The 13,901-nt window shown below is 49.7% G+C and carries 8 protein-coding genes; 3 read left to right on the top strand and 5 right to left on the bottom strand.

Features of this window, described 5'->3' with window-relative positions; genetic code table 11:
- Positions 1 to 2,049, top strand: a complete 2,049-nt coding sequence (locus BGO59_RS00685; protein ID WP_293679120.1) for a glycoside hydrolase family 2 protein — start codon at positions 1 to 3, stop codon at positions 2,047 to 2,049.
- The gene (locus BGO59_RS00680; RefSeq protein ID WP_293679118.1) at positions 2,027 to 4,318 is read left to right on the top strand and encodes an FAD-dependent oxidoreductase; all 2,292 of its coding nucleotides are present in this window, start codon (positions 2,027 to 2,029) and stop codon (positions 4,316 to 4,318) included. The genes BGO59_RS00685 and BGO59_RS00680 overlap by 23 nt, the downstream gene beginning before the upstream one ends.
- An 86-nt stretch (positions 4,319 to 4,404) precedes the next feature.
- Here the strand turns inward: BGO59_RS00680 and BGO59_RS00675 are convergent, their stop codons facing one another.
- The gene (locus BGO59_RS00675; RefSeq protein ID WP_293679116.1) at positions 4,405 to 5,055 is read right to left on the bottom strand and encodes an HAD hydrolase-like protein; all 651 of its coding nucleotides are present in this window, start codon (positions 5,053 to 5,055) and stop codon (positions 4,405 to 4,407) included.
- 162 nt (positions 5,056 to 5,217) lie between these two features.
- Here BGO59_RS00675 and BGO59_RS00670 point away from each other — a divergent pair, with 162 nt between their 5' ends.
- A complete protein-coding gene (locus tag BGO59_RS00670; protein WP_293679114.1) occupies positions 5,218 to 6,183 on the top strand; it encodes a lipid A deacylase LpxR family protein in 966 nt (321 codons plus the stop codon).
- A 63-nt stretch (positions 6,184 to 6,246) separates the two neighbouring features.
- On the opposite strand, the gene BGO59_RS00665 is transcribed toward BGO59_RS00670, so the two are convergent.
- The 4 genes from BGO59_RS00665 to BGO59_RS00650 all read right to left on the bottom strand — a co-directional run bounded on the left by BGO59_RS00665 (position 6,247) and on the right by BGO59_RS00650 (position 13,888).
- The gene (locus tag BGO59_RS00665) at positions 6,247 to 7,284 is read right to left on the bottom strand and encodes a hypothetical protein (protein ID WP_293679112.1); all 1,038 of its coding nucleotides are present in this window, start codon (positions 7,282 to 7,284) and stop codon (positions 6,247 to 6,249) included.
- 136 nt (positions 7,285 to 7,420) lie between these two features.
- Complete coding sequence (locus BGO59_RS00660) at positions 7,421 to 7,789, bottom strand: YtxH domain-containing protein (protein WP_293679110.1); 369 nt, start codon at positions 7,787 to 7,789, stop codon at positions 7,421 to 7,423.
- A gap of 533 nt (positions 7,790 to 8,322) precedes the next feature.
- A complete protein-coding gene (locus BGO59_RS00655) occupies positions 8,323 to 11,796 on the bottom strand; it encodes a VCBS repeat-containing protein (protein ID WP_293679108.1) in 3,474 nt (1,157 codons plus the stop codon).
- Between the two features lie 235 nt (positions 11,797 to 12,031).
- Positions 12,032 to 13,888, bottom strand: coding sequence for a RagB/SusD family nutrient uptake outer membrane protein (locus tag BGO59_RS00650; protein WP_293679106.1), 1,857 nt, complete (start codon positions 13,886 to 13,888; stop codon positions 12,032 to 12,034).
- Positions 13,889 to 13,901 lie beyond the last annotated feature (13 nt).

Raw genomic sequence — 13,901 nt, 5'->3', positions numbered from 1 at the left:
ATGAATTACCTACGAAACATTCTGATTACCTTATTCGTTGGCGGACTGATTTCCTCCGCCAATGCCCAGTATACCATTCGTGATCCTAGGGCAATTCCGCTGCATGGCGAATGGTCATTCTGCATGGACCCGATGGTTGTAGGCGAAACCAATAAATGGTACCGGGAAGATTTCCCAACGGGTAACCTGGACAAAGTGACTGTGCCGCACTGCTTTTCGACCGACCCACGCTATCAGTTTTATACCGGAGCCGTCTGGTATCGTCGGACTTTCCCCTGGAAACCCACGTCCGGTAAACGGGTATTGCTTCATTTCGATGCGTCGTATTATGAAACATCAATCTGGTTAAATGGGCAGAAAGTGGGCACGCACGAAGGCGGTTATACCCCTTTTCATTTCGACATTACCCCGTACCTGAAAGCGGATAACAATACCCTGGCAGTGTCGGTCAATAACAATACGTGGCGGATAGGTACGATACCCGGTGCAAAAGACAATGGACAGCCTAACGACCCATTCCCAGGCTGGATCAACTATGGCGGTCTTATCCGGCCGGTATACCTGACTGTAGAGCCGGAGGTATATGTCGAAAACCTGAAAACGGAGGCCGTTCCCGACCTGGCGAAAAATACGGCTACCCTAAAAATTAAAACCCGTGTTCGTAATTCAACGGCACAGGCCGTAACGCCTAAACTGGCCTTTCGGGTAATGCAGAATGGAAAAGCTATTCCGCTAACCTGGAAGCAGACGGCTGGTAGTATTGGGGCCAATCAAACCGCCATTTTAGAAGCCGAAACAGCTTTGAAGTCAGCCGATGTAAAGCTTTGGAGCATCGACCAGCCCAATCTTTATGAGGTACAGGTGATTGCTGCTACCGATACCGTTCAGACCCACATTGGCATTCGGAAAGTGGAGGTGAGGAATGCGCAACTGCTGCTTAACGGTCAGCCTATCAAAGTCGCTGGAGGGAACCGCGTGGTCGATTATCCGGGGTTGGGTTCGCTGGAGCCTGATTGGCTGGTGGAGAAAGATATGCGGCTGATGAAAGAAACGGGTATGGAACTCCATCGGCTGACCCATTACACGCCTTCTGAAACGGTTTACGACTGGGCCGACCGCAACGGCATGCTCATCATTGCCGAAGCCGGAAACTGGCAGTTGACACCCCGAGAAATGGACAATGATACCGTTCGGACGAAGTTCCGGCAGCAGTTTCGCGAGATGGTCGAGCGCGACTGGAACCACCCCTCGGTGATTGCCTATAGTGTGGGCAATGAATACCTGTCGGAGCAGCCCGCCGGTAAGCGATGGACCAAAGACATGATCGCCTATGCCCGCGAACTCGACCCTACCCGGCTGTATACGTTTGCGTCGATGCGTCTGAATATACTTCCCAAAAAGCCCGAAGATGAGGCCAGTCAGTACTGCGATTTTGTATCGACGAACACCTATGGCAATCACCTGACTGTCCTGAAACATATTCACTCGCTTTACCCCGATAAGCCCATTTTTATCAGTGAATACGGCACCCGCGCCGATGGGAAAGATGGTGAAGCGGGTCAGGTAATGCATATCGAGAAGTTCTTGTCCGATATACGGCAACTACCCTATGTGGTGGGGGCATCGTGGTGGTCGTTTAACGATTACCTGAGTCGGCACAACGGAACCAACCCCGACGGTACGCGTCCCTGGGGGCTGGTGCGTGGTGACCGCTCAAAACGACCCTTATACAAAGCGCATCAGACAGGTATGGCTCCGGCTATACTCGAAAAAATAAGCTGGGAACCGGGGCCTGAAGGTGTTCACGCCCTGAAACTTCGGGTGACGGCCCGCCACGATTTTCCGTCCTATGTGCTGAAGAACTACGTTATCAAAACCCCTGTACTGACTATTCCTATTCCCGACCTGCAACCCGGTCAGCAAGTCGATCTGACAATCCCGGTGCGGGGCTTCGACAAAACGTTAACCGTGGACATTGTTAAACCCACGGGCTTTTCAATTCTCACACAAACCTTCGATTTAAAAAATGATACGCGAACAGGCAACTGATAAACGTACCCCTAAAACGATTCACCATAGTGCTGATTTGGTTGTGACGGGTGGTGGATTAGCGGGTGTATGCTGCGCCATTACAGCGGCCCGGGCGGGTATCCGCGTGATTCTGGTTCAGGATCGGCCCGTTCTGGGAGGAAATTCGTCGTCGGAAGTGCGGCTTTGGGTGCTGGGGGCCACCTCACACATGGGCAACAATAATCGCTGGGCGCGCGAGGGTGGGGTGATCGACGAATTGCTGCTCGAAAATCTGTACCGTAATCCCGAAGGCAATCCGCTCATTTTCGATACCATTCTACTGGAAAAAGTGGTGTTGGAGCCGAATATTACGCTGCTACTGAATACGGTGGTGTATGAGGTTGAGAAATCGGCACCCGATACGATCAGTAGTCTGAAAGCCTATTGCAGTCAGAACAGTACGGCCTACGAACTGGTAGCCCCTTTGTTTTGCGATGCCTCGGGCGATGGCGTGGTTGGGTTTCAGGCGGGGGCCGCTTTCCGAATGGGGGCCGAAAGCCAGGAGGAGTTTGGGGAGAAATTTGCCCCCACAGCCGAGTATGGCGAGCTGCTGGGTCATTCGCTGTACTTCTATACGAAAGATACGGGCCGACCCGTGCGGTTTGTGCCTCCTGCCTATGCGTTGGACGACATTACCAAAATTCCGAGGTATCGGCGGTTCAATGCCCAGGAATACGGTTGTCAGCTCTGGTGGATCGAGTATGGTGGTCGATTGGATACGGTTCATGATACCGAAACCATTAAATGGGAGCTGTGGAAGGTCGTTTATGGCGTTTGGAACTACATCAAAAACTCCGGCAAATTCCCCGAAGCTGACACCATGACGCTTGAATGGGTCGGCCAGATACCCGGCAAACGAGAAAGCCGCCGATTCGAGGGAGACTATATGCTTCGGCAGCAGGACGTAGTGGAGCAACGGTCGCATCCCGATGCCGTGGCTTTTGGGGGCTGGAGTATCGACCTGCATCCCGCCGATGGGGTTTTCTCCGAAAAACCGGGCTGCAATCAGTGGCACAGCAAAGGCATTTACCCGATTCCTTATCGGTGTCTATACAGTCAGAATATCAGCAATCTGTTCCTGGCGGGGCGTATTATCAGTGCGTCGCATGTGGCTTTCGGTTCATCGCGGGTGATGGCTACGGGGGCACACGTGGCTCAGGCGGTAGGCATGGCGGCTGCACTCTGTACGAACGGTGCCCTGCTTCCCCGCGAGTTGACAGCCCCTGCCCGAATGCAGACATTACAGCAGGAATTGTTGAAAACGGGCCAGCACATACCCGGTCTGCATCTGCACGATAGCCAGGATTTGGCCCAACAGGCCCAGGTATCTGTTTCGAGTGAATTTGTCCTGAATGAATTACCGCCAAATGGCCCACTGATGCCATTAACAGATTCGGTAGCGCAGATGATACCACTTCCGGCCGGACCTGTTCCGCAATTGACGGCGTTTGTAACGGCTGATCGCGACACAACGTTAACCGTTGAATTGCGACGTAGCAGCAAACCCTTTAACCATACACCCGACATAACCCTCGAAACCCAAACGCTTTCGTTGCGGAAAGGTCGGCAGGAAGTACAATTGTCATTTTCCAGTCAGCTCGATGAACCACAGTATGTGTTCGTTACATTCCTGAAGAATCCCCATGTTCAGGTACAGTACAGCGAGGTACGGGTAACGGGCGTGCTTTCGGTATTTAACAAAACTAACCCGGCGGTATCGAACTATGGCAAGCAGGAACCTACGGAAGATATTGGCGTCGATACGTTTGAGTTCTGGTGCCCCCAACGCCGACCAGCCGGGCAAAATATTGCGCTACGGATTGAGCCCGGTATTCGATTGTTTGGTGCTGAAAATGTACGAAACGGCCTTCAAAGGCCTCTTAGCCAGCCTAATGCCTGGGTGGCGGATTTGAACGATTCAAACCCAACGCTGACTTTACACTGGCCCGAAAAGAAACGGATTCAGCAGGTCGAACTGTTTTTTGATTCCGACTATGACCATCCGCTCGAAACGGTTATCATGATTCACCCGGAAACGGCTTCGCCTTTTTGTGTGAGCGAGTATGTCCTCTGCAACGATCAGCAGGAACGTATTTTTACGGCCACGAACAACCACCAGAGTCGTAATACCATCCGCTTCGATCCCGCCATCGACACAACCAGCCTGACCATCCATTTGAAACGAGTCAATGGTAATAAAGAGACTAAAACCGTTCCGGCTGCGCTGATGGAAGTTCGATGCTATTAGGGTTGAACCACGAGGGCACGAAGACGCAACGAATTAACGTTTCCTTGCGTCTACGCGCCCTCGCGGTTTATAGAAAGATGCTAGGCTTAATCAATAGTCAGGTGTTTGCCCAATACGGCGCGGCAAATATCATCGACAGTATGGAATAACCTGATGTTTGCGTATGCACTGAATACATCGCTTCGGGTATAGCCCCAGGTTACGGCACCAAAGGCCATCTTTTCGGCCTCCGCTGCCTCCATGTCCCGAACTTCATCCCCTACACAAAGTATATCGCGGGGCGAAATACGACTTTGGGTTGCCACCTTTCTGAATTGGCGGGACTTGCCAAAAATAGCTGTGCCACAGCGATAATACCGAATCAGCGATGCGATTTCAGGGCCGAGTACGCGACGGATATTTTCCTCCGAATTTGAACTGACAATGGCCAGTTGAACACCCTGTGCGGATAGTTGTTTGAGGAGTGGTCTGATTTGATCGAAGAGTTGAATCTGATCGAGGCTATCACCCATCAATCGGATAAACTTTCGCGCTACAAAAGGTAGCCTCCAGGCGGGTATGCCCACGTAGTTTATCATCTGACGAACATCTAGCCCCCGAAGTCGGTCAACGTCTTCCGGTTCGATTCGCTTAAACTGGTAGTGGCTGACCAGCCTGTTGAACGTACGTAGAAAGAACGGGAATGAATCGGCCAGTGTGCCGTCGAAATCGAAAATGACTAATTTGAAGTTTGCCATGCGTACACTAACCCAATGGGCTTACCGATCTTCCGGTTAAATTAGTTCAGAAAAATGGCTCGTACAAAATGATGCTGAAGGCGCTCTCGTTCGAATGCTGCAACAAGTAGGAAACCGGAACTTGGTTATTTACATTATTGACTCCTCGTAATGATTGACTGGATGAACCGACTGCTGCGATTCTGTTTCCTGATTGCTTATGCGGGCGCGTGTTTTGGTCAGCAGCACCCATATGAGTTGAAAGTTACATCTGAAAATGACAACTATTGCCTGAATCTGCACGATGGATACTATACCAATGGCTTGTTTATCACGATGAATTATATGCCCGTTGGTCTCAATAACCGCATCCCTGAAACGAGCAGCCTTTCGAAAATAGTCGGTCAGTATCAGGTAGGTCAGATGATCTTCACACCAGAGTTTGTTACCCCCAAGACGACGAAAGATTTGATTGACCGCCCATTTGCTGGGTATTTGTACGTACAGAAAGGGTTAACATTTTTCTATAAAAAAGGCCATGTCCTGAAAACGACTGTCTCGGTGGGTACGATTGGGGGAAATTCACTGGCGGAGCAAACCCAGATTTTTATCCATAGAACGTTTGATCTGCTGCGTCCCAAAGGCTGGAACTATCAGATTCATAATGAAGTTGGTATTAACCTGCAGGGGCAGTACTGGCGTGAACTACTCCCAGCGTCGTGGCGTAAATCCCGATTTGATCTGCATAGTCTAGCCCAAATGACGGTTGGCAATACCTTTACCAATGCATCGGCTGGCCTACTGTTTCGGGCCGGTCGATTTGCCCAACCCAATCAGTCGTCATGGTTCGATGCCCGTGTTGGGCGGGAGCTGTCGGGAGAGACTACCGAATTATACGTATTTGTACAGCCTGCTTATCAGTACCAGTTTTATAACGCAACCGTACAAGGAGGGTATTTTACCAACGATGCCGGAGCCATTTTGTCTCCGCTTCGGCATTGGGGCTATCGGCACGACATGGGCCTTGTCTTTTCACCACCTCGCTGGACGTTTCAAATCGTGTATACCTACAAGCAACGAGAAGCGGCAATCATGCGGCACAATGAGCAATTTGTTGGTCTGACAATGGCATACCGATTCGGGCGATAAAAACAGACCTGCCCACCTTCGGCAGATGGCCAAGGGTGGGCAGGTCTGTTTGCTTTAGCTATACTAAGCGGTTTGGATGGGGCGATCCAATGAATCAGATTCATTTTTTGATTCCGTACCCAGTTTGGCGCCGTAACCTGATGCTACAACGCCGATTAACAGGCCAATAAAGCCAAATAAAGCGGCTTTCGATGCGGTTGATGCAGTCGCATCGGCGGCTTGACGAGCTTTTACTTCAGCGTCCTGCTTCGTTTGTTCGAATTTCGTCACGGCCTGTTTATACGCGCTGATCCAATTATCGACGATCTGTTCGGATTCGGCCCGGCTTTTGCCACTTCGTTTCATGACGACATTCACTGCATCTTCCCGATCTACGCTATTTATGGTTGCCTGACCTTGCCGGAATAGCCGATCAAAAAGCCCACTGGCAATATCGTCAGCTGCTTGTGGATTTTCGGCTGCTCCTTTAGCGGCCTTTTTTGCCTGGTTACCTGCTTGTTCGGCTTTATTTTCCAGCATGTTTGGATTGAGTTGTGCATCTCCGGTCTGCCGCAGGAGCTGATTCGCTTCTTGCTTTAAATCCGTCAAATCGATAGAGCGCCAGTCGATTCCATTCGCTTTTAGCTGCTTGTCCACTACATTGCCAATACCAGGAGCAGCCGCAGCTACAGCCGTTCCGGCGGTGTTTACCAGACTTCCTACCAGCCGTGTTGCTCCTCCTAGTATACTGCCGATGGTTGTTGTCAGAAAATAAATGGTGAGTAGCGTGGCCAGGCACCAGGTTAGTACACCATGAATAATACCATCAAAAAGCCGTGGAGCACTGGCTAGTCTACCAGCTATCCAACCGCCCGTAAACAAGGACAGAAGGCTACTGAAGATGTACCACAGTGCACTACCGATTCCCAGGCCTGCGGTTGGGTTGTGTTCTGACATAGGGTCTATTGTACTTAAGCCGATACCCAATCCTAGTAGGGTCAGTAACATCTGGCTGACAATCGCCACTAATACGCCAGCGAAAACAGCACTCCAGGAAATGCGTTTAAAATTATTCAGACGGCCAAGTGGCTGTTCCATTGAGTAAGAAAGATCGTGTTTCATAGTTGAGTAAGAATATATCAGGTACGTCTTGCAGGCGATCCTAATTGATTGATTTGTTAAAAGCGAGCCCCTGGTGATGTAGACCAGGGGCTCTGTTTCATAGAAGTTGAGTAAATCAGAATAAGCCGTGGGGCGATTAACGGAAAACGTCTTTGAGCTTATCAAAGCCCGACTTTGTCTCATCGGCTATTTGTTCCGCTTTTTTTTCGACTGTATCCGTATAGTCGTCAATTTTGTCCTGCGCCTTATGAGCGAGTTTGTCCGCTTGCGTTTTGGCATTGTCCAGCACTTCGCCAGCCTTTTCCTGGGTTTTGTCCCAATGGTGCTTGAGTTTATCTTTTTTGTCTGACGCTTTACCTTCAAGTGTTTTACGCAGTTTCTTCTCGGAACGAGGAGCAATGAGTAATCCAATAGCTATTCCAGTGACAACCCCTGTAACCAGACCCGCCAGATACGGATTCTCGGATATATAGTCCTGGGGATACTTTGACGTTTTGAAAACCATGTTAATTAATAGATTAATGAAGCTAGTAAAGCAGTTTCTCTCTGCATTGCAGAAAAATCATACCATATGCTATCTTTTAGGATTAAGTTGTTGATAACGAGATATTCGTTTTTAAAGATTATTATCGGTGTTTTGTAATTAGTGTAGTATTTTGTACTCAGTTCGTAGGAAATAATACTCAGTATGAACGGTTGCTTTGGTGAGTATTTTAATTTAAGTATTTAAGTTGTCGTATGATTGTTTAATTGATATTTCTGGGGTTTTCAGTTGGAGTAAACTTAGGCCTCACAAACAGGCTACTCTTCGTATTGAGCCGATACATAAAAAAGCAGGCCCTAATCAGAACCTGCTTTCTAGTCTCAAACCTAACCTAAACAAAACATACAACCTGTTCAGACCAGTAGTATATTCTGGTAGCCGGGCACGACTAAGCGGAGTAATACGTGCTCTATTGCTACTGTAAACTTAGACTCACAGAAGGGAACTGAGCGGGTAGCAAATGGTCAAAAAGAGGGCGTAAAATGATCGGCATTCTATTTTTTTAGCTTTTCAGTTACTTGATACGCTCGCACCGCCTGCTGATTGATCCCGAATAGCAGTGTGTTCCCAAAGGGAAGTACAGATCGCACATCGCCCGTTAATTGAAAGCCAGATTGAGCTTGCGGAACAGCCTGGAAATTTCCCTTCCCGTCACCTTTCAGCAATAGACCGTAATTGGCATCGGCTCGCCCGAAACGCAGACGAACCTGTGACGTATTGCCACAGAGCAATAAATCTTTATGGCCATCCTGATTGTAATCCAGAGGTGTAATGGTGAACACGGGTGAAATCTGGGCTGCTATTGGTAATGACTTTTCAGTCAGTTTTCCGCTGGAAGAGCTGATAAAAAAGCTTGTTTTTAATTCGTTGGCCGTCAATTTAGCGGCATCTTCCAGTTCTTCTTTCTTGAATACATCATTTAATGTAGCATTGGAATAACTGTCGTAATTAGTGAATCGGAAGCGTAGCATCCCTAACTGATCGAGCAATTCGTCGCGGGTGGGGTGGGGGTAGCTTTTGCCCTGAACGTACAGACACAGAATCGGATCGATTTTGCCGTTTTTATCGAAGTCCTTGTAAATCAGTTCGGCTGGTTCGGTATCACTGGCGCGGCACTGGGTGTTCAGCCCCTGATTGCCAACCACCAGATCGGCCTTGCCATCACCGTTCAGGTCATCGACCAGCAATTTGTTCCACCAGCCACGGTACTCTTTGTCGAAGTAGGTTTTGGTCTGATCACTAAACTGATTACCGCTCTGACTCAGTACCGTTATGGGCATCCATTCACCCACAAGAACCAGTTCGGCTTTTCGGTCGGCATTCAGATCGACCCAGGCTGCATCGGTAACCATTCCAATCTGAGCGAGTGTAGGAGCCAGTTGGGCTGTCTGGTCCGTAAAATGACCTTTGCCATCGTTGATGAGCAGGTAACTTTGGGGCGCTTCAGGATAACGACCCGGTACGACCCGACCACCTACAAACAAATCAGGTTTGCCATCACCATTGATGTCAGTCGCCCGTACGCAGCTTTTACTGCTGAGCATGGCGGGAAGAGCGTTCGGACTTTTGGTAAAATTTCCTTTGCCGTCGTTCAGATAGAGCCGATCCTGTAGTCGAGGATCACCGGGGAGTACGTCGCCATACCCACCCCGACACACGTACAGGTCGGTATGTCCATCAGCGTTGGCATCGAAGAAAAGGGCATCAGTATCCATCCCTCCCTTATCGGCGATAAAAGCAGGCTGTGTGGCTTGTCGGAATCGATTACCTGGTTGCTGAAGAAACAAAGCCCCGGCCTGATCGCCACTGCCGCCAATGAACACATCTTCCAAACCGTCGCCGTTGACATCGGCTTTGGTCATACAAGGCCCACTGAACGACTGCGCGTTGACTAGCAAGATCTGACGTTTGAAATCGTTGGTCCGGTTGATCGGGTCTGTAAACGCAATAGGTGAAGCGATTTCCCGAAAGAGTGAGGGAGCAGGTGGATTAACGGGTAAAGGAGCCCCAGCGTCTTTTTCCTGAATAGTCAGAATCTGGTCGGCTTTTACGCCTTTGAGTACCTGACTTTTACCTGTTGGCCAAACAATACGGACGGAGTCGATGGTGGCACTGGTCCCTAAGCCCACATGCAGCCGGGGCGACATGCTGGACTGGTAGCCGCGTATGGGCATCTGCTCCACATATTGCTGGCGACCAGCCTGGTAAACAGTTACTTTAGCCCCAATACCCTGCGTGTTGGCTCCTGCACCGACTAATTTTACCGACAGATAATGATGTTTCCGTTCAGCGTTGGCTTCGTTCTGAAAAATAAAGGCGGGTTGATTGGTATTGTTGACGATCAGATCCAGATCACCATCGTTATCAAGGTCGGCATAGGCGGCTCCGGTGCTGTTGGATGTCTGCGTAAGGCCCCAGGCAGCTCCGACATTCGCAAAGGTGACCTCGCTCGATGGATCACCTCCCCGGTTGCGAAACATATAATTCGGGACATTCGACGATGGAATTTTGTGAACTAGTTCCAGTACATCTTCACGACTGAAATTGGCCGGGCGATTCCGCATGTAATCCGTCATAAATTTCAGAAAGTCCTGATTTGTATAATCGCGCACATAGCCATTGGTCACGTATAGATCTTTCCAGCCATCGTTGTCGTAATCGGCCAGTAGGGGAGACCAACTCCAGTCGGTATTCGAAATACCCGCCAGTTGTCCGGTTTCACTAAATAAAGGAGTTAGGAGCGAGGAGTGAGCGGTCCGACGGGTCGGAGCGTGGAGGCTGCCGCGTCCTGATACTGCCGGATGGATTCTCTCTCCTCGCTCCGACCCGTCGGACTGCTCGCTCCTCGCTCCTACATTCAACTGCAGCATATTCCGCATGTGCTGGTAGTAAAAACCGGAGGATACAGCGAGATCGAATTTTTCGTAGTTGTCGGGAGCCATCAACAGTTTCTGCCGACGGTTATCTTCCGGCAACATGTCGAGGGTTAGAATATCGGGCAACGCATCATTGTTCACATCGGCCACATCATTGCCCATCGAGAAGTGAGAGGTATGCCGGATGCTATGGCTAAGTTGGTTAGTAAACGTACCGTCTTGGTTGTTGAGATAGAGATAATCGGGAATAGTATAGTCGTTGGAGATATAAAGATCGGGCCAGCCATCGCCGTTCAGGTCTGAAACTCCCAGCCCCAAACCATAGCTCAGGACAGAGCTGCTCAAGCCTGATTTTTGGGTAACGTCTTCAAAATGATTGCCTGTATTTTTCAGCAAACGAACGCCAATTTCAGGATTGCTTTGCTTCAATAGAGCGGCTGTTGGGCCGGGGTCTAGCACGGGTAGCAGACGCGGGTTATGGTTCAACAGAAACAAGTCCAGATCACCATCGCGGTCGTAGTCAAAAAAGGTGCCCTGTGTAGTCTGACCGGGGTGGTCCAGGCCCCATTGTGTGGTCTGTTCCGAAAAATGAGGGATTCCCTGTGCATCGGCCCCCTCATTGATAAATAACTGCGGGATTCGTTTTTGCGGAGGTAAACTACCTGAATAGCAAACGAACAAATCGAGTCGGCCGTCGCCATTGACATCCGCCATCGACACGCCCGTTCGCCAGGGGCCTTCGCGTCCGGCTACGCCGGCGGCAGCCGTCACATCCGTGAACTTCATCTGACCTTTATTCAGATACAACTGATTGGGAACCATATTGCCGCTGAAATAGATATCGTCCAGCCCATCGCCATTCAGGTCGCCCACGGCTACACCGCCCCCATTGTAGAAGTACTCATACATCAACACATTGGTATTGAGCCCTTCAGTCAGGTTGTTGGCGAACGTAATCCCGGTTTGCTCAGGCGTTAAGGAGGTAAATAGGGGCGATCCATCAGTCTCAGCACTATTGGACGAATCCGAATGTTTACAGCTCGTGAGACAAATGATTCCCAGCAGGAGCCCTAAAGAAATAGTGGTTTTCACGTAATGTAGGCGTTAAATGAATCATTAATTGTCATAGATAGTCATTTTTGGGCATTTAGCTGTATACCTGTCCATCGAATAACTTACAATGACAATCAATGACTATTGATACTAAAAATAAACGAAAAATGCCAGCACTCGTAAGCGCTGGCATTTTTCGTCTGGACTTGCGCAGCCATTTTAAAATGATTGAATTGCTGATTTACTCCCATTCAATCATTCAATCATTCAATCATTAATTATATCCCGGATTTTGAACCAGTTTATTGTTCCGGTTGATTTCGTCGCGGCTGATCGGCAGGAAGTAAATCTTATCGCTCCACTTCCGGTTTTCCTTACCTGTTCCCAAATCCTGCACGCTGTACGTATAGTTGTAGTTGTCTTTATTATACTTGTACGTCGTGACGGTTTTGCCTGGTTTCAGTTTACCCGTGATCACAATAATCTTAGCCTGACTGCCTAATGCCTGAGGAGCTATCATCCAGCGACGAACGTCGTAGAAACGCTGATCTTCGAAGAGCATTTCGATGTTCCGTTCGTTCTGATAACGGGCTACCAGAGCACTTCCTGATTCGGTAATGGCTGGCATACCTACCCGGAAACGTACCCGGTTGATCCAGGTTTTGGCTTCGGTTTCCTGACCTAGTGCCAGACAAGCCTCGGCATAGTTGAGCACAACTTCCGTGAAGCGGATTTGAATCGATGGTACTTCCTGACGGATGTTCATGTCGACCAGCGTTGGGTCGGGATCCATGAACTTACGGATAGCGTAGCCGGTCCAGGTACCATTCCAGTTTTCGATGGTGCTGTTCCGGGTGTCCAGACCAGCATAAGGCGTAGTGGTGCCACCGCCCGTTCCGACTTCGTAGAATCCTGTCTGGATCTGACCGGCTGGGTCGATACCAGCTCCATCGGGTGTGCGGGGCTTCCATTGGGCTCCATCATACAGGATCGATGCATAGAAGCGTGGGTCCCGGTTTTCGTAAGGCGCAGCGGCATGGGTTGGGTTTTTCCAGTCGAACTTTGTACCGTCCATCATTTCATAGCTATCAACCAGCTGCTGAGTTGGTTCGCTGGATGTCCAGCCATGATAGCCATTAGGCATGTTGTTACGTGGATACCAGGAGCCCCAGTCGTCGAATGAAGCGCGGATGTAGTATTTCAGGAAAATGCCATCGGCTTCACCACCATTGCGAGACAGATACATGTTGATGTAGTTCTGCTGACCTTCGGCAGCTGTAACGGGAGCTGTCAGATTCAGTTTGTAGCCATACTGATTCAGATCTATAACCGCTTTCGCTGCATCTTTGGCTTTTTGCCAACGGGCCGTCCGGTCGCCACTAACATAACCGAGTAGTTCAGGCTTGTCGAAGCTGGCAATAACCGATGATTTAATTTTGGCCGTTGGAATGTCGTGCAGGTCGCTGGCAGCGTACATCAATACACGAGCTTTTAGCGCCAGAGCAGCTCCCTGCGTAGCTCGACCGGCTGCCAGAGTTTTGCCTTTGAGGAGCAGAGCCGCCGAATCGAGGTCGCTGACAATCGCGTTAACGCACTCTTCATACGTATTCCGGGCAACACCGAAATCGGCTTCATTCAACGTATACGCATTTTTAATGATGGGCACACCGCCGTAATACCGCAGAAGCTGATTGTAGAAATAACCCCGCATGAAATACATTTCACCCTTCATTCGATCGGCAACACCGCTGCTGTTATCGAACTTAGGCTTGGCCAGGTTAGCCAGCGCAATATTGGCCGCCCGGATACGCTGATACATAGCGCTCCATTCCATCGTCGATTTTATCGTTCCCAAGTTGGATGGGCTTACATTGGCTTCGTTAACATCTTGCTTGCCGAAGCTATATAGCGCATTATCAGTCTGGCAGTCGAAGCTCATTTGATCCAGAATTCCATCGCGCAGTCCGTTGTATACGTCAGTGACAAACGCGTCGGCAAGAGCCTGGTCAGACCAGACCGCTTCACCCGATACCTTATCGAGTGGCTTTGTATTGAGGAAATCCTGATTGCAGGCTACCAGCGTAACACCCAGCAGCAGACAGAAGGACAGACATTTAATAATATAGTTCATAATGTGGTTGAAA

The sequence above is a fragment of the Spirosoma sp. 48-14 genome (assembly GCF_001898575.1).
In the GTDB taxonomy this organism is placed as follows: Bacteria; Bacteroidota; Bacteroidia; order Cytophagales; family Spirosomataceae; genus Spirosoma.
This window is presented reverse-complemented; position numbering and strand designations above follow the sequence as displayed.

Excerpts from the sequence above, each read along its gene's own strand:
- BGO59_RS00685 (WP_293679120.1), top strand. The coding sequence starts at position 1 with ATGAATTACCTACGAAACATTCTGATTACCTTATTCGTTGGCGGACTG.
- BGO59_RS00680 (WP_293679118.1), top strand. The coding sequence starts at position 2,027 with ATGATACGCGAACAGGCAACTGATAAACGTACCCCTAAAACGATTCAC.
- BGO59_RS00675 (WP_293679116.1), bottom strand. The coding sequence starts at position 5,055 with ATGGCAAACTTCAAATTAGTCATTTTCGATTTCGACGGCACACTGGCC.
- BGO59_RS00670 (WP_293679114.1), top strand. The coding sequence starts at position 5,218 with ATGAACCGACTGCTGCGATTCTGTTTCCTGATTGCTTATGCGGGCGCG.
- BGO59_RS00665 (WP_293679112.1), bottom strand. The coding sequence starts at position 7,284 with ATGAAACACGATCTTTCTTACTCAATGGAACAGCCACTTGGCCGTCTG.
- BGO59_RS00660 (WP_293679110.1), bottom strand. The coding sequence starts at position 7,789 with ATGGTTTTCAAAACGTCAAAGTATCCCCAGGACTATATATCCGAGAAT.
- BGO59_RS00650 (WP_293679106.1), bottom strand. The coding sequence starts at position 13,888 with ATGAACTATATTATTAAATGTCTGTCCTTCTGTCTGCTGCTGGGTGTT.